The organism is Lysinibacillus sp. FSL P4-0201 (genome assembly GCF_038593425.1).
GTDB lineage: Bacteria > Bacillota > Bacilli > Bacillales_A > Planococcaceae > Lysinibacillus > Lysinibacillus capsici.
Genome location: NZ_CP151995.1, coordinates 980143 through 999206, shown reverse-complemented (window position 1 = coordinate 999206; position 19064 = coordinate 980143). Strand labels below are relative to the sequence as shown.

Annotated in this window: 21 protein-coding genes; 5 read left to right on the top strand and 16 right to left on the bottom strand. The window is 37.7% G+C overall.

Translation table 11 applies throughout. The features are described 5' to 3' along the window. Positions 1 to 15: 15 nt before the first annotated feature. The 7 genes from bshC to MKY76_RS04715 form a co-directional block, all read right to left on the bottom strand. Positions 16 to 1632 (bottom strand): bacillithiol biosynthesis cysteine-adding enzyme BshC, encoded by a 1617-nt coding sequence (bshC, locus tag MKY76_RS04745; protein ID WP_048394671.1) that lies wholly within the window; start codon positions 1630 to 1632, stop codon positions 16 to 18. A gap of 398 nt (positions 1633 to 2030) precedes the next feature. Beyond that, positions 2031 to 2426, bottom strand: a complete 396-nt coding sequence (locus tag MKY76_RS04740) for a DUF3397 domain-containing protein (RefSeq protein ID WP_328023693.1) — start codon at positions 2424 to 2426, stop codon at positions 2031 to 2033. After that, a complete protein-coding gene (locus MKY76_RS04735) occupies positions 2423 to 3325 on the bottom strand; it encodes a 2-dehydropantoate 2-reductase (RefSeq protein WP_342557477.1) in 903 nt (300 codons plus the stop codon). Before MKY76_RS04735 ends, MKY76_RS04740 begins: the two co-directional genes overlap by 4 nt. A 377-nt stretch (positions 3326 to 3702) precedes the next feature. Beyond that, positions 3703 to 4080: a transcriptional regulator gene (locus MKY76_RS04730; protein WP_004224822.1), complete on the bottom strand. Its 378-nt coding sequence runs from the start codon at positions 4078 to 4080 to the stop codon at positions 3703 to 3705. A gap of 111 nt (positions 4081 to 4191) precedes the next feature. Beyond that, on the bottom strand, positions 4192 to 4959 hold the full coding sequence (locus MKY76_RS04725) for an enoyl-CoA hydratase/isomerase family protein (protein WP_016992547.1): 768 nt from the start codon (positions 4957 to 4959) through the stop codon (positions 4192 to 4194). A 163-nt stretch (positions 4960 to 5122) separates the two neighbouring features. After that, positions 5123 to 5296, bottom strand: coding sequence for a 50S ribosomal protein L32 (rpmF, locus tag MKY76_RS04720; protein ID WP_004224819.1), 174 nt, complete (start codon positions 5294 to 5296; stop codon positions 5123 to 5125). 24 nt (positions 5297 to 5320) lie between these two features. Beyond that, positions 5321 to 5854, bottom strand: a complete 534-nt coding sequence (locus tag MKY76_RS04715; RefSeq protein ID WP_004224818.1) for a YceD family protein — start codon at positions 5852 to 5854, stop codon at positions 5321 to 5323. Positions 5855 to 6021: 167 nt separating this feature from the next. On the opposite strand from MKY76_RS04715, the gene MKY76_RS04710 reads away from it, so the two are divergent. Beyond that, positions 6022 to 7233, top strand: coding sequence for a nucleotidyltransferase (locus MKY76_RS04710; RefSeq protein WP_103117539.1), 1212 nt, complete (start codon positions 6022 to 6024; stop codon positions 7231 to 7233). A 44-nt stretch (positions 7234 to 7277) separates the two neighbouring features. On the opposite strand, the gene MKY76_RS04705 is transcribed toward MKY76_RS04710, so the two are convergent. Beyond that, entirely contained in the window at positions 7278 to 8324 is a 1047-nt protein-coding gene (locus MKY76_RS04705) for a SepM family pheromone-processing serine protease (RefSeq protein ID WP_048394679.1), read from the bottom strand. Positions 8325 to 8442: 118 nt separating this feature from the next. Here MKY76_RS04705 and MKY76_RS04700 point away from each other — a divergent pair, with 118 nt between their 5' ends. Beyond that, positions 8443 to 9342: a hypothetical protein gene (locus MKY76_RS04700; protein WP_231595723.1), complete on the top strand. Its 900-nt coding sequence runs from the start codon at positions 8443 to 8445 to the stop codon at positions 9340 to 9342. 58 nt (positions 9343 to 9400) lie between these two features. On the opposite strand, the gene coaD is transcribed toward MKY76_RS04700, so the two are convergent. From coaD to MKY76_RS04685, 3 genes are all read right to left on the bottom strand, one after another. Further along, positions 9401 to 9892: a pantetheine-phosphate adenylyltransferase gene (gene coaD / locus MKY76_RS04695; protein WP_004224812.1), complete on the bottom strand. Its 492-nt coding sequence runs from the start codon at positions 9890 to 9892 to the stop codon at positions 9401 to 9403. A gap of 1 nt (position 9893) precedes the next feature. Beyond that, the gene (gene rsmD, locus MKY76_RS04690; protein WP_048394681.1) at positions 9894 to 10460 is read right to left on the bottom strand and encodes a 16S rRNA (guanine(966)-N(2))-methyltransferase RsmD; all 567 of its coding nucleotides are present in this window, start codon (positions 10458 to 10460) and stop codon (positions 9894 to 9896) included. A 71-nt stretch (positions 10461 to 10531) separates the two neighbouring features. Beyond that, complete coding sequence (locus tag MKY76_RS04685; RefSeq protein ID WP_048394682.1) at positions 10532 to 11953, bottom strand: hypothetical protein; 1422 nt, start codon at positions 11951 to 11953, stop codon at positions 10532 to 10534. A gap of 56 nt (positions 11954 to 12009) precedes the next feature. Here MKY76_RS04685 and MKY76_RS04680 point away from each other — a divergent pair, with 56 nt between their 5' ends. Beyond that, positions 12010 to 12399 carry a hypothetical protein gene (locus tag MKY76_RS04680; RefSeq protein WP_036077099.1) on the top strand — a complete coding sequence of 130 codons (390 nt, stop codon included), beginning with the start codon at positions 12010 to 12012 and terminating at the stop codon, positions 12397 to 12399. A gap of 2 nt (positions 12400 to 12401) precedes the next feature. Here the strand turns inward: MKY76_RS04680 and MKY76_RS04675 are convergent, their stop codons facing one another. Continuing rightward, positions 12402 to 12674 (bottom strand): YlbG family protein, encoded by a 273-nt coding sequence (locus MKY76_RS04675; RefSeq protein ID WP_004224806.1) that lies wholly within the window; start codon positions 12672 to 12674, stop codon positions 12402 to 12404. A gap of 400 nt (positions 12675 to 13074) precedes the next feature. On the opposite strand from MKY76_RS04675, the gene MKY76_RS04670 reads away from it, so the two are divergent. Continuing rightward, positions 13075 to 13986, top strand: coding sequence for a glycerophosphodiester phosphodiesterase (locus tag MKY76_RS04670; protein ID WP_048394685.1), 912 nt, complete (start codon positions 13075 to 13077; stop codon positions 13984 to 13986). Positions 13987 to 14076: 90 nt separating this feature from the next. Here MKY76_RS04670 and MKY76_RS04665 read toward each other — a convergent pair whose 3' ends face one another. Together MKY76_RS04665 and MKY76_RS04660 are read right to left on the bottom strand one after the other, a co-directional pair. Next, complete coding sequence (locus MKY76_RS04665) at positions 14077 to 15129, bottom strand: tartrate dehydrogenase (protein WP_103117538.1); 1053 nt, start codon at positions 15127 to 15129, stop codon at positions 14077 to 14079. A gap of 104 nt (positions 15130 to 15233) precedes the next feature. Beyond that, positions 15234 to 15680, bottom strand: coding sequence for a YlbF family regulator (locus MKY76_RS04660; protein ID WP_004224800.1), 447 nt, complete (start codon positions 15678 to 15680; stop codon positions 15234 to 15236). 87 nt (positions 15681 to 15767) lie between these two features. On the opposite strand from MKY76_RS04660, the gene MKY76_RS04655 reads away from it, so the two are divergent. Then, complete coding sequence (locus MKY76_RS04655; RefSeq protein ID WP_048394688.1) at positions 15768 to 16268, top strand: PaaI family thioesterase; 501 nt, start codon at positions 15768 to 15770, stop codon at positions 16266 to 16268. Here the strand turns inward: MKY76_RS04655 and MKY76_RS04650 are convergent. After that, a complete protein-coding gene (locus MKY76_RS04650; protein WP_342557476.1) occupies positions 16249 to 17721 on the bottom strand; it encodes a UDP-N-acetylmuramoyl-L-alanyl-D-glutamate--2,6-diaminopimelate ligase in 1473 nt (490 codons plus the stop codon). The two genes, MKY76_RS04655 and MKY76_RS04650, sit on opposite strands and share 20 nt — an antisense overlap. Before the next feature lie 151 nt (positions 17722 to 17872). Beyond that, positions 17873 to 19027 carry a CAP domain-containing protein gene (locus tag MKY76_RS04645; protein ID WP_048394693.1) on the bottom strand — a complete coding sequence of 385 codons (1155 nt, stop codon included), beginning with the start codon at positions 19025 to 19027 and terminating at the stop codon, positions 17873 to 17875. Positions 19028 to 19064: the final 37 nt, after the last annotated feature.

The following is a 19064-nucleotide window of genomic DNA, read 5'->3' as shown; positions in this document are numbered from 1 at the left end:
ATCTGTTTATTAATTTTATAAATAAAGTAAATAGTGGTGTTTACCGATGCTATAATTTTGCTTCAGCATTTCAGTAATTAACATAGGTCCAAACTCATTGAAATATTGATACGGATTAAAGGATCTCTCTTGGAAACCATCATTCGGATATAATTCATTTTGCAATGTCATAAATTTACGAATCGTCGTTTCATGCTTACCCAATACAGTTTGTTCAATTTTTTGCTGTAGATAGTCAAATTGCTTCGCATGATTTTCTTGATTTTTCTCAAGAATCTTATCTAATTGCAGATGCTGTTTCTCTAAATAGGAGGCTAGCTCTTCATATTTTTCTACTAACAACTGCTGCATAGCTTGAATTTGACGTTTGGCTTCACTGTCCTGTACATCTGCAATAAAACGTTCTTTCAGGTGTAATGCTTTCCCTTCCCATACGTCAGTAACAGTTAGTTGATGCTCGCGTAATAATTGCTCTACATGACGAGTGACAATAGTTATATGTAGGCGCGGAGCAAAAATCGGCATTTGTAAATCTAACACTGAAAATGCATTTTTCAGTGTCGCCCAATAAGCTAGCTCTCCTGGACCTCCAACAAACGCTAATACTGGCAATGTCATCTCCTGCATCAATGGGCGAGTTACTACGTTATTACTTAAACGTTCAGGATGATTATGCGCCACTTCTAATAGCTCTTCTTGTGTAAATTTAAGGTTTGCCGCTAAATTAACAAACAGATCATTTTTTCTTTCTAAAAGATGTCGCTCCCCATCTTCTACGTAAAATAAATTGGCGGCTTCATATGTTGCTAAAATAGGCTTACCATAGCCAGCACGTTCAAGCTCTTGCTCCTTTTCCGTTACTACTCTAGCAATTTCTTCATTGGATTGAATGATTTGAGCAAAATATTTATGTTCAAATTGACGGAATTGAAAGTTAGCGGCATCGATTAATAATAAGCCTTCCTCTTTGAATAATTGATTCATTAGACAGGCAAAGAAATCTGTAAATGTTTCACTATTGTTCAATGCGTCAACTAATTGCTTAATCAGCGTTTCTGTATACTCTGTTTCTCCAATATCACGAATAATTGTATTAATTAATTGCGTCATCGACTCTTTGTTGAGGGCTGTTGCAGAAGCCATCGTTTTACGTCTAGAGCGCTCCCCATAAGCTCTTTTTTTCAGCAATTCCCCATGTACCGTATAGGTGTGATTGATTTCTTCTAAGTCATGATCTTCTCCAGCTATCCAGAAAACAGGAATAACAGGCTGTTGAAGCTTCGTACTTTGCTCTTTCGCTAATGCAATAACTGAAATAGCTTTATGAACGGAGTAAAGAGGGCCTGTTAAGATACCTGCTTGTTGTCCACCAACTATTACCATAGCTCCTTGCTCTAGTTGTTCTAAATGTTCATTCGTTTTTTTGGATAACCCCAGCGGCTCCATAAATTGACGGATGATTGTTGTTAACTCTTTTTGATCACGGGAATTTCGCGCTAAATGCTCCGCTCTTTTCTCAAAAGCTTGATCATTGTATTCATACTCAAAAAATTGATGAATGGCAGTATTTGGCGACCAGTAATCTGCTAGTACATGATTTTTTATAGGTACTTGGATTGACTCCAGTTTCATTTAACATAAACTCCTCTACTCACTAAATCATTTCCTTACTCATAACAAGAAATTGAATTTCATTCATACTATGCACATGAGGCTTTCAATGTTGCCTTGACATTCAAATTGCTCAAAAAAATCCGCGGCATCTATTAGCGGCTTTTAGGCAACAATGTTGCAGCAGACATTTCGATTTAAAAGCCATCATTCTCCCTCGAGAAATATTTTCTATACCTAACTTTGCTTTCGGTAGAAAAAAAACATGCGCTGGTTCACTTCCTCATATCACTGAACTACGCTTCTAGTTTCGAAGGTTTATGAATGCAATCCATATTCTCATCCCCACAGAATGATTTTTATAACTATTTTAATGCTATTATTTTAACGCTTAAAGCTTCAACATGAAAAGAAAATGCTTAGACAACCTGTAAATATTCCATAATGGATTGGATAACACCCACGATACATATTACTAGATAAGCTGTACTAAGTATTAAGAATAAAAAACGCCAAATTTTCTTTAATAACGGCTTTACTTCTATTTCCTTTTTAGTCCGCCAATCAATATATGTAAAAATCATGGCCATCATTATCGCAAGGATCACTAAAAGCGCCCCAACATTCACACACCAAAGCACACCGATAGCTAACGGAACAGAAAAAAACAAGCACAATGTCGTAACATCAGAGGCTGCTCCAAAAGCATGTGTGCCTCGAATTTTAACTTTCCTGCCAATCAGATAAACAATTACGAAAAGAACAATTGGACAAAAAATAATGATACTAATAACTATATGTAAAAGGTCTTTCAACTTCTTTCACCGCTCTCCTCTATTGCAAGCACTTGATGATATAAAGTACGCAAAGTAGGTAAATTATGACCGTTTGCTAAAGCTTTATTTAGAATGACACCAACAATTGTTTCGATTTCACTTTTTCTCCCCTGCAGACGATCCGCTAGCATAGATGAAGTATTGTTGGCCGTTTTCCTACATAAGTCTATCACATCACTAAAAGATATGGTGTGTTCAATATCTTCAAAAGCTTCCGTAAGCTCTCGATAAATATTTTCTAGCAGTAAAAATGCTTGTTGATTAGTCACTAACTCTCCGTTCTTTACTTGCAATACAGCTGTCAATGGATTAATTAAGCTATTAAGTACCGCTTTTGCAAAAAGCATTTGCTCTGCATTACTAGCCAATTCAATAGGAAATAAGGAACGTTGTAATTGTAGTAGCTGTTGAAAAGCCTGGTGTTCTCCTCGTTCTATTGCTATTTTAAATAGCCCTACTCCTCTATGTTGAACCGTTGAATAGTCCAACAATTGAGCTCCAAAGGTCACTGAACCAAAGGCGATATTTTTTTGTGGCAAGAGTAGTGCCTCCTCAAAATGCGCTAAGCCGTTTTGCATAAAAAGCAACGGCATTTCACTTGAGAATAAGGCTAATTGATTGTAGAGCTTTTGCAAATGTCCGTATTTAACAGCAATCACTAGTAAATCTTGCTTTGGTAGATTAGCCAAATCTGTAGTAGCAACAATCCTTTGCACAGTTTTAGTCCCATCAACGTTGATACGTGTTAACTTCTTGGCATTTAGTTCAATTACTTGTTCCTGCCTTCTGGCAACCAACGTTACTGGTACACCAGACTCCGCTAAAAAACTTGCTGTTAATTGACCAACTGCCCCTGCTCCAATTATCGCTACTTTCATTGTCTACACCCTTTCCAACTTTACTGATCAATGTTCCTCGATGTCACCACATCCATATTATCCCAAAATACTCAAAACACTCTGTGATACTTTGAAGCAACACAATACTATTCACACCATCAAAAAGGGTGACGCACTTTTTGGCGTGCCTCCTATAACAGCAGACTTTAAAACCCCCATCTGATGCTTCACCTCTGAATAGTATACTTTCATAAAACTATAAGAATAAGGTGCCTTAGAATACATCTAAGGCACCTTCTACGCAGGTTCTTTTATTATACAGGATAGACTGATTATTGACGATATACAGAAAGGGTTTTATGTCCATAAAAGAAAAGCAATGTAATTCATGTTCCAAAAACCACGTAATCATAATTTTAATCTTTCATTAATGAATAACCTTGCTGAAGCCATTTCACTAGCTTCTCATGCTCATTTTGCAATTCCCGATGCTTCATTTCAAGCGTTTGATAAGCCTCCGTTAATTCGTCAAAACTTGTCAACGCTAATTTCAAATGACTTCGCATAGATTGTTGGGGCTGATTTCGCACAGCTAGTAGTGACTGACTATATTGACCACGCAATGTTTTATTCCATCGGAAGCCACACGCTTGTTTTGTACGACCTAGTTCTATGGCCGCCATTTCAAAGGCCTCTAGCTGTGTTTTGCCATTTTGCACATTATGCAATACGATTTCTGCTAGTCTTTCATCATCTTCCTTTGTCCATTGATCTTTTCTTTTTTTCAATTCCATAATCTATCACCCTCGCATTTTTTACTACTATATGCAAAAGCAAGCAAAATAGAATCATTGCATGAAAAAAGACAGTGATGATGTTTTTACTCTCAACACTGTCTTTATACATTACTTATTATTCTTCTTTGTCAAGAAATTATTAACCGCTTGATGGTGCGCTTCACTTTCCCACAACTTTGCACAGGTACGAACTTCTTCCATCACACGCTCATACATATTTCGTTCACGCCACTTTCTAAGCTCAATCTCCTTATAAGCTTTATGAACAGAAGGATGAATTTTTCGCATATGTTCAATAAAATCGTTCAAGGCATCTTCTTTTGAGCCTTCAAAAACACGCATAGCCCACCCTATCTCATATAATAATTGCGCAGGGTAAGGCTTCGCATCCACGAGCATCTTCATCGCACGATCATGACGCAAACCTCGTTCAAATAAATATGTACCGCCACCCCAGCCACTTGTAATGGCCAGTGTTCCTTGAATAAATCCACATTTCGCATGGCTAGCTACTAAACGAAAATCACAAGCTGTTGCAATCTCACAGCCACCTCCAACAGCCGTACCATTTATAAGTGCTATAGTTGGTACAGGAAGCGTAGCAAGGTCATATAATATTTTCCCCATCTTACTTAACATACCAAATGCCTCATCCTCTGTTTCCAATGAATGAAACTCAGATAAATCCCCTCCTGAGCAAAACGATTTATCGCCAGCACCAGTCACTACTAAGAAACGCACATCTTCATGCCCACGAATATATGTAATGACTTCTTGAAGACCGTTCATCACTTCATCATTGACAGCATTCCGTTTCTCTTCACGGTTAATGGTAAACGTCATAATGCCATCATGATTGTCAATCGTATAAGACATATTACTACCCCCTTTGTCGCAATGAATAAATTGTATCACACAATTATTTCACTATTGTAAAGAACTTCATAATCAACGAAATATTCCGTCTTTTTAAGCAAACAAAAAGGCTAGTAAAGAGCCATGGTCTCTCTACTAGCCTTTTAAGTGAGCAAACACTGTATTATTTGCTTACTACTTCTTTACCTTTGTATTGTCCGCAAGCTTTGCAAACACGGTGTGATAATTTAGCCTCACCACAGTTAGGGCAAGTTACCATACCAGGTACAGATAATTTGAAATGCGTACGACGCTTTCTTTTTGCAGTTTTAGAAGTTCTTCTAAATGGTACAGCCATTGATGGCACCTCCTTACAGATCGTCTATTCGTCTGTTTGATCAAAATACTTAGCTAAAGCAGCTAGTCTTGGATCCACTTTTTGTTCGTCAGCTTTTTTGTGTAGCTCTACGTCTTCATCTGTTGCATAAGACCAATTTTTACCACCATGCACTTGTCCTTCAGAATCTTCCTTGAACACTTGCATTGGTACCTCAAGCAAAACTAATTCCTCAAGAACCGGTTTCATGTCGATGACTTCACCGTCAATATAGTGAATGTCTCCGTCATCGTCTCCTCGTTTATCTTCGTCAATCCAGCTAAAAATTTCAACTGTCTCAACTTCAATTGGAAACTCAACATCCTCCCATGTGCGAGCACATGGTAGTGTTAACGTTGCTGTCACAGTTAACTGACATGTCATTTGCGATGCACCAAAAGTACATAGCCCTTTTACATGAACGGGCGAAATTGCTCGAATATCCTGGTTTCGCTCCATCACTTCATCCAGCTGGACAAAGGCATCGATTGGCATCCCGTTTTGGCGGTATTTAGATAATTGATGAATTGACCATTTCATTCGTTTAATCACCTCGAGACAACACTGTTGATTATATAATGTGTAAAAATAGATGTCAAGATAATTTCTTGTCACCACTTTAAAACCCACCTATAATTATATACTATAAGAAGTGTATTTACTCCTAACAGTTTAAAATAAAGACACAAATTATAAGGGGGAGAAGCATGCAAGCAGTTGGAATTGTTGTTGAATATAATCCTTTTCACAACGGACATGCTTATCATTTAGAACAGGCTAAAAAAGCAGCACAGGCAGATCTCGTAATCGCTGTTATGAGCGGCACATTTTTACAACGTGGAGAACCTGCCATGGTAGATAAATGGACACGTACTAAAATGGCGCTTTCTGGCGGTGTAGATATTGTTATTGAACTGCCTTATGTCTATAGTACAGCACCTGCTACAGATTTCGCAAAAGGTGCCATTTCCTTATTAAGTGCTGTTGGTTGCAACTCTTTTGCCTTTGGAAGTGAAGACGGCTCTATACAGCCCTTTCTAAACACTTTCGAGCTGATTGACAGCCACCGTGCAGAATATGACCTGTTCATTAAAGACAGCCTTAAAACAGGTGCCAGCTACCCAAAAAGCCTACATTACGCCTATGAACAGCTTTCTCAGATGTACCCTGCTCCATACATCGATCTTGCACAACCAAATAATATATTGGGCTTTCATTATCTTGAAGCAGCGAGGGCACTTAACAGCAACATTAAACCATTAACAATTCCTCGCGTTGCAGCAGGATATCATGATGCATTAAAGGAAGATGCATCGATCGCCAGTGCCACTGGCATACGTAAAGCCCTTGCCTCTACAAATTCTTTACAAAGTGTACAAAATGTTGTTCCTACAGCTACTTTTGATTATTTAACAGACTGGCATACAAAGTATAACCAATTTGCAAGCTGGGAAACATTTTGGCCGTTATTACAGTTCACCATTATAAGACATACCCCTTCAGAACTTACTCGTTATGCAGAAGTAACAGAGGGCATAGAAAACGCAATTGTCAAGGCAGCCAAAAGCAGCTCTACATTTTATAGCTTTATGGAAAAAATAAAATCTAAGCGTTATACTTGGACCCGCCTTCAACGGATGATAACACATATCTATACAGGGTTTACCAAAAAGCAGCTTCAAAGTTTTAACGCGCCCTCTTTTATTCGGCTATTGGGTATGAGTTCGACAGGACAAGCTTATTTAGGTCAGCAAAAAAAGAATATAGAATTACCCTTAATCAGTCGAGTTGCAGCTACAAATGATGCGATGTTAGCTATCGATATACATGCAGCAGAGCTTTATAATTTAAGTATCGAGCAAGGAACAAAGGATTTTACGCTGCCGAAGGATTATCAAACACCACCTATTCGTTGCTAAAGACATCAAAAGGGATGCTAAAGTCCTTTTAGCATCCCTTTATATTATTTTGGTTGAAGTTGCTTTAAATAATTGATAGCATCGTCAACGCTCTTCACTGGAACGATTTTCATTTTTGTTTTAATCTCTTTGGCCGTTTTGACAGCCGTTGCATAATTCGATTCTAGCTCTGGATACTTCGCTTTCATTTCTTGAGAGATTTCATCATCTGGTGCAAAAAAGATTTCCATGCCGTCACGATCAGCGGCAATAACCTTATAGTCTATTCCACCAATTCTTCCAACAGATCCATCTATTAGCATTTCACCTGTTCCAGCAATTGCATAGCCTTTTGTTAAATCTTCATCAAGTAATTGGTCTAATATTTCAAGTGTAAACATCAGTCCAGCAGAAGGTCCCCCTATATCCTCTGTTTTCATCGTCACTTTCGGATTAGTTTCAATCGATTTGCTTTCAGTATAAGAAATACCTAAACCAGCTCTATGTTCTTGGGCGTTGGGAATTTCCTGTAGTGTAATAGTCTCCTGGTGTTGTTCTTCATTACGTATAAATTGAATGGTTACCTTATCGCCAAGCTGCTTAGGTTTTAATAGATCCACAAGCATTTGCTGGCTAGTTATTCTTTGTCCATCAACCTCGACAATTTCATCACCAGCTTTTAAAATACCGTCCGAAGCTCCTCCATCTAAAACGTTTAATATGAATACACCATTAAAAAGAACCTTTGTCTCTAGCCCTGCTCTTTGGAAGGCTACATATTTGGCATTAAATTGTGAATCAGACATTAACTTTAATTGTCGAATATTATATTCCTCATCATCCTCTAAAGGATTTCGTACTTGTTCAATATCCATTAGCTTTTGATATTTTTGAACTTTCGCCCACAAATACGAAAAAGGTGTGGCTTGCTGCATAGCAACTGTCATTAAACTTAAAGACCCCTCACTATCTGCCTCTTTACTATCCACAGTAACAAATTTACTGACATCATAGGCACTTCCAGGTTTCATAATATACGCGTCTAGTCGGTATAACATCATAAAACAAATCACGACTATCAACACTGCATAAATACTAATTTTTTTCTTCACTTGAAAACACCTCCTAGGACGCTTGCAAAACCATACGTTCATGTTTTTGCCTTTCTCACATATATTGATTTTAGCATTTGCCTATGTGAATGACAAAAAGTTGAAACGAGATGATAACATGTTTGCTACAATTCAAATAGTGCTCTGCGTAATTCTAATTCTCTTACTCTTGTTATTCCCACAAACCGCTCACAGTGGTACTGATTTAGGCTTAAATCTTTTCATGGAAGCACTTTTTCCGTACTTATTGCCGTATCTTGTGTTAACACAATGGCTTCTGCGTTTAACAGCCCCTATGCGTACCAAAACAAAAAGGGCTTCTTTATACGTACAAGCCTATATTATTAGTGCTCTTGGAGGCTATCCAACTGGCGCAACCACTATTGTTTATTTGAAAAATAGTGGTCAATTACACCCTAAAGAGGCAAATTTCTTGCTAGCTGTTTGTCATGCACCTAGTCCACTTTTTGTATTAGGTTTTGTAAGCCTTGATTTACTACACAGTAATACGTTTGGATGGTTGTTTTTATGTTTACTACATACGTTTAATATTTGTTGCCTAGTAACTGGCTACTTTTTCTTTCGCAAAACTGATTCACCTAATATCTCCGTACACAACACACCACTCTATAGTGCTCCATTTTCGGAAAGTATTAAAGAAACAGCCCCAACCATTCTACTAGTTGGTACAACCATCATCTTTTTCACAACGATTCAAACCATTGTACAACAGGGCTTAGATCAGCTGATACCAAAGCTCCCCTATACGATTGAGCTTTCCATAGCAGCTGTTCTGGAGGTAACGAACGGTCTTAAAATGACAGTTACAGCATTTCCAGATCTCCCCTATATCCATTTACTTGTTGTGATTTTGTTAACGATGCAAAGTATAAGTATTCACTTACAAATTTTTGTTATCGCCAAATCTGCAAAACTTTCTGTACGACCTTATATTAAATTCCGCCTCCTTAGCATAATCATTGTACCAACTATTTATGCTCTATTTTTTCTAAAATAACAATCGCTCTAAATATCAAAAAGAGGATGTCATCGTTCTTTTGACATCCTCTGCATCCTTATTGTGTAAAACCATATTTTTCTTTTAAAGCCTTTACGACACATGTAGGGACTAGCTCGTTAACATCACTACCGTATTTCGCAACCTCTTTTACTATACTAGAACTAAGGAATGAATATTGATTTTTCGTCATGATGAAAAAGGTTTCGATTGTTTCATCAAGGAAACGGTTCATAGATGTAATTTGCATCTCATATTCAAAATCTGAAACTGCCCGTAAGCCACGAACAATTGCCTTCGCCTTTTTTTCCTTAGCATAATCAATCAATAAGCCTGAAGAACTCTCTATACGAACATTAGGTAAGGTTTTTGTCACTTCAGCCATCAAAGCCATACGTTCCTCTACAGAAAACAAAGGATTCTTTGCTGAATTGTTTAATACTGCTACATATACGATATCAAACACATCAGCCGCACGTTTAATTATATCTAAATGGCCGAATGTTACAGGGTCAAAACTTCCAGGAACTACAGCAATTTTTTCAGACAACTTATTCTCCCTCTTCCTCTGTACAGCGATAAACAGAAATAATTGTTCCGCCATAGGTTTCTTGTCTTGTTAAAACAAACTCCCCAAAATTTTGAGGTAATCCTATCTCTTTTGCATGTTCACATAAAATAATACCATCTTGCTGTATTTTACGGTTATCGACCAAAATCTGTACGAGGTCATAATATTCCTGCTGATGGTAAGGTGGATCTAAAAAAACGAGTTTAAATGTAATATCACGCTTTAATAGCGCTTTCACAGCGCGCTTTGCATCTATACGAAAAAGCTCTGTATATTCTTCATAACGGCATTTTTTTATATTTTCTTGTAGTACCTGGAATGCTTTAGGATCTTTCTCAATAAAAATAGCACGTTCTGCTCCTCTACTTAATGATTCAATCCCCAAGCCACCGCTTCCAGCAAACAGATCTAACGCTAAACCTCCATCAAAAAATGGCCCAATTATATTAAAAATGGACTCCTTTACTTTGTCAGTTGTAGGCCTTGTCGTATTTCCTGCTATTGCTTTAAGCGGCATTCCTTTGCGCTCTCCTGCTACAACTCTCATATCAGCTTCTCACCGTACTTTCGTCTATATAAAGTATTTTGCAGCGAAAGGTTGGCCCTCCGCTGCAAAAGTTATTGTTGCTCTTGTTTTAATACTTGAATACGCTCATCCTTTTTTTGTAGTTCAACTAGGAATAATCGCTGTAACCAAGCTTCTTCTACATAATAATGATCAGCAATCTTAATGATTGGTTCAGAGATAGTCGAATACCTACGCTGGTTGAATACATAAAATCCAGGCTCTTTAGGGAAACGGAATGTACGATGCTCACTATTTACATAATAGCCATTCTTTCCTTCCGCAGCTGAGTAGCCGAGGTAAGGCAATAATGTATCTGCCGTATACAATACCTGTCCCTCATAGAGAATAACATGAACATCTTCCTTCAATGTATCATCCACATAGACATCACGTGCATCCTCAAATAAAAGTGGATAAGTTCCATTTTGCTGAGCTGCATTTAATGTAAAATAAGATGTCTTGGCATCTAATACCTGTGATAAGTACTTGTCCATTGTATCTGGTGAAATCGATTCATCTCCAAGCTTTTTCAATGTTTCCTGCCAAGCTTGTTGTTGAGCATCCGTCATGTAATCATTTAATGTCTTGATGATTTTCTTTGTTTTTTCTCCACCAATTGGATCGCTTATTAAATAGGATGCCACAACCTCAGGCAACCATTCTGGGGAATCTACAAAATTATATTGTGATTTGATTTGTGATAAAATTACTTCTTGCTCTACAGCTTGTGCAGTAAGTGTTGGTAAAAATAACAATCTTTCGTCATGAACTGCTACTGGACTTTTTTCTTGAATTATTGCAATATGCTCATCACTTAGAAGCTGTAAATTTTTTAATGACTTTAGAAAATCATTAGGGACTTCTTGCTGGGCATAAATTGATAACACCGGTGTCTGTTCTTGCGCTTTAAGCTCCCCGGCTTGCCAATATAAATCTTGAACAGTACCGTTTCCTCTAAACATGGTGTAATTGACAAGTACAAGTTGTTGTTGACCTACTAGGGGCAAACCCGTAACCCATTGTCCTTTCACCTTACTGTCTGTAGAAATTGAAACAATTGAATACGATGCTTCACCATTTATTAGTGTAGCAAAAACATTTTGAAGGAGCATCTTATTTTTTAAGCCACCCTCAATTGGAATTATGTATGACACAGATTGTGATTTTGTCTCCCCTTTTGCAAAGTAAGAAACTTCATCTGATAAACGATCACAGCTTTTTTCATTTTCAATAAAGCAACTAGCGTTTGTTGCTTTTTCAGGCCATTTAATTTTCACCTTTTGATTTGGTAGGTTTTTAAAATGTTGACGAATATCTAAGCTATTTTCGCGATAGACAATTTCTATTTCCTGAGAATAATGAAAATCCCCTATGCCTGTTTCTAAATCAGATGAATAAGCATGGTATTGGAAAAATACAGTTCCTGTAATGATTAGTGCTAAAATAGAAAAAAAGCTTAATGCAAATTTCATGTGCTTGACCTCCCGCAGCATGATACTATGAATATTGGAAAGGATGTGCAATTATTATGCCACAACAATTTATAGAATTAGGTGAAGGCTATGGTGATGTTTACGAGCTACTCGAAATTATTAAAACCAACCAGGAACGTTTTCATCAAGCCTTTTTACTAACATCTACAAAAGAAGACAAGAAGGTGATTTCTTTAGCTGTCGCCCTTAAACCAGTCGGCGAAAGTAAATTCATGCCTATTTATATTTGTCGAGAAGGCATCCCATACAATGAAGAACAGCCAACACAGCGACAAAAAATGTTTGAAGCACAAATAGAACAACTCGGTCGAAAAGCAGTAGTTGTAGAAATAAAGCACTCATCTATATTTTCGGAATCAAAACTATTTTATCAATACTTAATAGGTATATTAAGACTAAATAACTATATACCTGCATTAACATAAGTTTATAGACCTACTTTGTAGTCATATTCCTTTGCTTTATCTGGTTTTGCATTTTCATATTCAGTTTTTACAAAAGGACGATAAGACGCCACAACGTCTTTCACAAATGGAAGGCGTTGTAGTTTTGTTGTCATCATGTCAATATCCTCACGATCGCAGTAAAGCACTACGTATTTTTGCCTTCTAGAAATATAAAGAACATGACCATATTTCCGAAGTGACTTCGCATGTTTTAATTGATGGACGTAAACGATTAGCCCTTGTCGTTCGTTCATAGTGGATTCCCTCATTTCTTACATAAAAGAATACCATAGACCAGAAAATGATAGCAACAGAGTTTAGCTGACAGAACGCTCAATTTTCCGTTATAATGGAAAAGCATACGACGTTGAACATCGTGAAGATGAATCAGTTGTTTTAATTAAATTCAATTGTAGCATCATTACAGGAACAGAAGAATGCTGAAAGATGATTATGCCTCAAATGAACCCTTTACAAGGCATTTGCACCTCCATAATGATTGTTTTTCAAATAGGATGGCAAAAATCAGCATAAAAAAATCATCATTCACTTATATAACTAATTTTAATAGTAGGCCCTGTACTTACTACTATTGATTAAACAATGAATTCACTACTACTTTTTATATGAGGATAATTGTTAAGGAGGACGAATATGGGTAAGAAAACAAAAATTGCGCTTGCAATTGCAGCAGCAAGTGCAGCGGCTTGGGCAGGCAGTAAAGCTATTTCAAAACCACAGCAACGCGAAGGTAAACAAGCATTACAATTCGAACGCCCCATAATTCTTGCACATCGTGGCGGAGCTCTTTTAGCACCAGAACATACAATGGTTGCATTTGAAAAAGCTGCACAGCTAGGTGTCGATGGCTTTGAAATCGACATTCGCCTAACAAAAGATGAGGAAATTATTGTTTTCCATGACGAGACAGTTGAACGTACAACAGATGGCTATGGTCTCATTGCAGATATGACGTTGGCAGAAATCAATGCCTTGAACCACGGCTACCAATTTGAAGATTTAGAAGGAAATTTCCCATATCGAGAGGATAAATTAAAAGTCGTAACTTTACGAGAGTTGCTTGAAGCCTATCCAAATATGTTAATCAACATTGATATCAAAGATGCTCCTGATACGTACGAAGGGAGTCTGATGCCTTCTAAACTTTGGCGCTTAATTGAAGAACTTCAAGCTGAACATCGTGTTGTTGTGACAAGCTTTTATGGTGAGCAAATAGATCGGTTTAATTTATATGCTCAAAATCAAGTAGCACTTGGTGCAGGTGAATCAGATGTCAGAAAAGCATTTGCTTCTTTCTCAAGTCAGTTTGGACATTTATATCACCCTAAAGTGGATGTTTTTCAAATTCCTCCAAAGTCAGGGGTTATTGCATTAGATTCTCCTAAATTTATTCAGTTTTTAAACAACCTTAATATTCCTGTCCACTATTGGACAATCAATGACCTAGATACGATGAAAAAATTACTCAATAATGGGGCAAAGGGCATTATTACAGATCGTCCGGATATTGCAGTTGAGTTATTACAAGTTCAAGAGTCTAAATAAGATTAGGAATGAAAGGGGAGCACACTGAACTGATGTGCTTCCCCTTCATGTAAATGTTAGATCCATTATTACTTCCCATTACAGTAATACTTATGTTAAATAATCTATGATTGCATCAGTTACTTCTTGTAGTGTGGCAGCTCCACCCAAATCAGGCGTTTTTATACCCCGCGCTAATGTTTGCTCTATAGCATTCAATATCCTTGTTCCCACATCTTGATAACCAAGAAAATCGAGCATCATCTTACCTGTCCAAATTTGTCCAATAGGATTGGCAATTCCTTGACCAGCTATATCTGGTGCAGAACCATGGACAGGTTCAAACATTGATGGATATAGCCCTTCAATGTTTAAATTTGCTGCAGGTGCAATACCAATGCTTCCCATAATGGCACCGCCTAGATCTGTCAAAATATCCCCAAATAAATTCGATGCTACGATAACATCAAAATTTTCTGGCTTCATCACTAAAAATGCCGCTAGTGCATCAATATGATTAGATGCTTGACCTACCTCTTCATATTCTTTTCCTACTTGAGTAAACACTTCATCCCAAAAAGGCATGCTATATGTAATCCCATTTGATTTTGTAGCACTTGTCACATGTCCATTACGTGTTTTGGCTAATTCAAATGCATAGCGCATCGCCCGTTCTGTACCCTTTCTTGTAAAAACAGCATTTTGGATTGCCACCTCATCTTGACCACTATGTATTCTTCCTCCGCTTTCAGCATACTCCCCTTCAGAATTTTCCCTTACAACAATAAAATCAAAATCATTTGGTTGTCGTAAAGGTGATGGTAACCCTTGAAGTAGCTTTGCAGGTCGTACATTAATAGATTGCTGTAGCTCACGTCGAATTTTAATGAGAAGGCCCCATAATGATACATGATCTGGAACCAAGTTAGGCATACCAACTGCACCTAAAAATATTTGGTCATACTGTTTTAACAGCTCAATGCCATTATCAGGCATCATTTTTCCTGTCTCTAAATAGTATTCACAGCCCCATGGAAAAGTTGTCCATTCAAATTGAAAGCGTCCATCTAACAACGCTGCCTGATCAAGAACTTTTATTGCAGCTGGCACAACCTCTTTTCCTATTCCATCCCCAGGTATTACGGCAATTCGATAAGTTTTCATTAATGCTTCCTCCTTGAATTTAATTATAAAAAAGACTGTAAACTAACTCAGTTGCCTTCGAGTTGTCTACAGTCTAGAAGAGATATGTTATATACACATCCTATTTACGCTGAGCAAGAGCATGAACCGCCCGAGCCACATCCACCTCCGCAAGATGAACCAGATGCAAAGAATGGATTACTAACAGGAACTTTTACCGCTTCAGAGACCGTTTTTCCTATTAATAGGCTAATCTCATCCAGTAAATCCTGAAAATCGTTTTCAGCAATTTTCAAGGCTGAAACTTTCTCATTTAAGTCAAGTGCCCTTTTCTGTTGGCGAATCGACTTCATAATTGTATGGTAGTCCGGATGATATTTTCCGAAACGTTGTACATCTTCGTACTGCTCTTTCATGCGATTAAATGCATATATAGCCTCTACAATTTGTGCATCACTATATACAGCTTCATACGCTTGTTGTAGCGCCATCGCAGGTTCTGAGGAAAGAATCATCTCACAAAGCGCTTCCGCCTCATCCAAAATGATTACCCAGTCAGAGGTCATCATCATCTTTAATTCCCCCAATCTCTTTCCCATCATAACAGATTTTATGGTAATTTTACATTAATGATAATTTTAATGAAAGAGGTTTTCCAAATGATGACAACATCTAAGGAGCAGGTTGAACAGTTAGTGGCCGAGATTTTACAAGACAGTACCGAGGAAGATGAAGAAGTTTTATTACATCTTTTAAATGGCCTACGGGAGAAACAGCAAGGCATTCACCGTCGTTATATTAATGCTACTTTACATATGGTAGGTAAATTTGAGCCTGAGGTCAGTGAGGTCCGTATCCCTATTACACCGGTCATCCATAATACGATAAAGGTGCCACACGGAGGTATTGTTGCAACGATTGCCGATGCCGCTATGGGAGGGCTTGCTTCGCGCTCTGTGCCTGAGGGCTATAATGTAGTTACTACGAACATGAATATATCGTATATTGCTACCACTACAAATAAAGAATTGATTGCACGTGGTCGTTTTGTTCATAAGGGACGCCAAACGCTTGTCATGGAATGTGATATTGAAGATGAGACTGGTCGCAGGCTTGCCATTGCTACAGGATCTTTCTTCGTTATTCAGCGTCGTCCGTAATTAAACTCGCAAAATAGTCTTTAATACATTGTTGATCGGAAAAAGGGAACTTTTGATTTTTAATTTGCTGTGTTTGTTCATGCCCTTTTCCGGCAACAAGGACAATGTCTCCCTTTTCTGCCTTTGCTAATGCTTGATGGATAGCAAGTTTGCGATCTAAATAAATTTCATAATATTGTTGCTCTGTAAAACCAGCAATAATACTTTCATTAATCACAATAGGATCTTCATCACGAGGATTATCTGTTGTTAAATAAATAACATCAGCATATTTACTTGCTACTGCCCCCATTGCAAAGCGTTTCGCCTTGTCTCGATTTCCTCCACAACTGAAGACAAGGTAAATTGTTTTAGAGCGATCAAAGGTTTGCAATACTGCTTGCAATGCTTCTGCTGTATGGGCATAATCTACATAAACATCAATTCCTAATGGATTTTCAATCTTCTCTAGCCTGCCCTCTGGTAGCCTTAACGACCACATATGTCCAACTATATCTTCCATAGGGACACCTAAGCGCCATACAGCCATTAAGGCTGCAACAGCATTTTGCACATGGTATTTACCGACAAAAGGAATTTCTACAATATGCTCACTCGCGGAAGTCTGTAAACAAAGTACGGTTTTTCCAACTGATTCACTGACGATTTGAATATGTAAATCATTGTGATTATCAAAACCAAATGAGCAAGATTTTTTCTTATCATAAATACCAACAGAACGGCAAAAATTATCATCTCCATTTAATACTAGCTTTTTTGATAAATCCGCTAAACGTTTCTTGGCACGTTTATAAGCTTCTAAACCTCCATGATCTTCTAAATGATCTTCTGATAAATTTAAAAATACACCACAGTCAATGTCACAATGATCGAGCCTATGCTGCTGCAACCCCATTGAAGAAGCTTCTAATACAACATGGGTCACACCTTTTCGCACACATTGCTTAAGAATGGGGTGTAATTCTTTAGCTTGCAATGTTGTTAATTGCTCATAAGCCGTTTGTTGTTTCTCACCATTGATGAAAAAGCCAACCGTTCCAATAACTGCTGCATGTTTATGTAGTGCATTTAGAAGCTGACTAACAAAATGGCTCACTGTCGTCTTTCCATTTGTACCTGTAATGGCGATAACAGTTAAAGCTTCTGCTGGAAAAGCAGCAAGCTTCGCACTTGCATACGATAAAAATAATGCTGTATTTGGAACCCATACAAAAGGAATTTCTTTATCTATAATTGGCAAAGAGATACTTTCTTCTGAAACGATGGCAGCAGCTCCACGTGCCAATGCCTCTTTGACAAACCGACTTCCCGATGTTTTTTTACCTTTTCGGACAATAAATATATCACCAGGTTGTACCGCCTGTGCATAGTCCTCTACACCAGTAATTTCTGTCCGTATAGATCCTCCCGTCACGCTACATGGCCAGTCTTTTAATAACTCTGCTAATTGCAAACCTCATTCCCCCTTTCAGTTCTCTATCATATGACGGCGTTTGTAACGGTGTGACGAAAAATGTAGAAGCCTAAAAGAAGGAGAAACTCCACATAAAAAATGAAGACAAGCCCGTTTGTTGAAAGCTTGTCTTCATCTGAATATTCTTCTGTTATGGTAAGGTTTGATTTGATTTATCTGTAGATTCTTCGCTATCTTGTTTTTCATTTTTCGTCTCTTCATTATCTTGCTCTTCTCTACCCACTTCTTGTGTAGTAGGTTCAAGATATATTTGCGTATAATAATCTACAAAGGCGCCAGAACCAACGCGTGTATATCGATCATTCAAAAGAACTTTTCTATGTTCAGGAGAATTTGTCCAGCCATGCATGGCTTCAATCGCATCAAAATAAGCAGTTGCCAGGTTTTCGTTCGCTTCACTATACTCGATTTTTTGCGTCTGTAATCGTTTTTTTAGATCACCATAGGTTGGAGATTCATGCGCTAAAAAATTTTGCACCTTCATGTCCTCACTATGCATTCTTGCTGCTTCCTCCAATGATTCATCCATTTCTAAAGGAAGTAAATCATGATGGACTCTTGTTACATTTAGCAAATCGTCTAATTGTTTAGCGCTAGCCACATCAATTTCTTGCTGTAAGAAAGAGGAAGGTGGAGCACGTCTAACAAGCTCCCCTTGATAGCTCATTTCATATGGCTGATGAAGGACAAGTGTTTCACTGTCTGTATATCGTATCCCTTGCAACTCACTTGTCTCCCTATCTATGTAAAGCTGTGCATAAAGACCATCAAATTTGATAAGCAGCCTTGTTTGCATATCTTCTTCACTCATTGAGAAAATGAAAATATTTTCGCCTACAGTGGCGGCTACCTCATAATCAATGATCGTCATTCTGTATATTTCATCACGTTTTTGGCCTACTTTAAAAGGAAATGCATCAATTTCTTGTCCTGCTATGTAAATTTGTGTCACAATATTATTATCAATACCAATCATAAAAAAAGTTGAAACGTCTTCATTGTAGACCCACCATTGATAACCAAATGAAGACGGCTCTTTTCTTGCAGGCTCCCCATATTGTTCTAAAACAGTTTGTGTGCCTTTTCCTATCAATGTGGATATACCCGTTTGTGGACGTGTCATTGCTCCTATTGCAGGTTCCTGCTTTAGCTGTGTTTGAGGTATGATATTCGAATTGGTATTTGGGCCTTCTAGTGGCTCATTTTCCTTAGGGGTATTAAAAAACATAAAACCAATTAATGCAACTGCACCACAAACCATTAAAATGCGGAATAAAGCTTTCATACAGGACTCCTTTTCATCACCATTATTGTAAGTTATT

Coding starts and splice junctions, on each gene's coding strand:
- bshC (WP_048394671.1), bottom strand. CDS start 1,632: ATGAAACTGGAGTCAATCCAAGTACCTATAAAAAATCATGTACTAGCA.
- MKY76_RS04735 (WP_342557477.1), bottom strand. CDS start 3,325: ATGAAAGTAGCGATAATTGGAGCAGGGGCAGTTGGTCAATTAACAGCA.
- MKY76_RS04730 (WP_004224822.1), bottom strand. CDS start 4,080: ATGGAATTGAAAAAAAGAAAAGATCAATGGACAAAGGAAGATGATGAA.
- MKY76_RS04725 (WP_016992547.1), bottom strand. CDS start 4,959: ATGTCTTATACGATTGACAATCATGATGGCATTATGACGTTTACCATT.
- rpmF (WP_004224819.1), bottom strand. CDS start 5,296: ATGGCTGTACCATTTAGAAGAACTTCTAAAACTGCAAAAAGAAAGCGT.
- MKY76_RS04715 (WP_004224818.1), bottom strand. CDS start 5,854: ATGAAATGGTCAATTCATCAATTATCTAAATACCGCCAAAACGGGATG.
- MKY76_RS04710 (WP_103117539.1), top strand. CDS start 6,022: ATGCAAGCAGTTGGAATTGTTGTTGAATATAATCCTTTTCACAACGGA.
- MKY76_RS04700 (WP_231595723.1), top strand. CDS start 8,443: ATGTTTGCTACAATTCAAATAGTGCTCTGCGTAATTCTAATTCTCTTA.
- rsmD (WP_048394681.1), bottom strand. CDS start 10,460: ATGAGAGTTGTAGCAGGAGAGCGCAAAGGAATGCCGCTTAAAGCAATA.
- MKY76_RS04685 (WP_048394682.1), bottom strand. CDS start 11,953: ATGAAATTTGCATTAAGCTTTTTTTCTATTTTAGCACTAATCATTACA.
- MKY76_RS04680 (WP_036077099.1), top strand. CDS start 12,010: ATGCCACAACAATTTATAGAATTAGGTGAAGGCTATGGTGATGTTTAC.
- MKY76_RS04675 (WP_004224806.1), bottom strand. CDS start 12,674: ATGAACGAACGACAAGGGCTAATCGTTTACGTCCATCAATTAAAACAT.
- MKY76_RS04670 (WP_048394685.1), top strand. CDS start 13,075: ATGGGTAAGAAAACAAAAATTGCGCTTGCAATTGCAGCAGCAAGTGCA.
- MKY76_RS04665 (WP_103117538.1), bottom strand. CDS start 15,129: ATGAAAACTTATCGAATTGCCGTAATACCTGGGGATGGAATAGGAAAA.
- MKY76_RS04660 (WP_004224800.1), bottom strand. CDS start 15,680: ATGATGATGACCTCTGACTGGGTAATCATTTTGGATGAGGCGGAAGCG.
- MKY76_RS04655 (WP_048394688.1), top strand. CDS start 15,768: ATGATGACAACATCTAAGGAGCAGGTTGAACAGTTAGTGGCCGAGATT.
- MKY76_RS04645 (WP_048394693.1), bottom strand. CDS start 19,027: ATGAAAGCTTTATTCCGCATTTTAATGGTTTGTGGTGCAGTTGCATTA.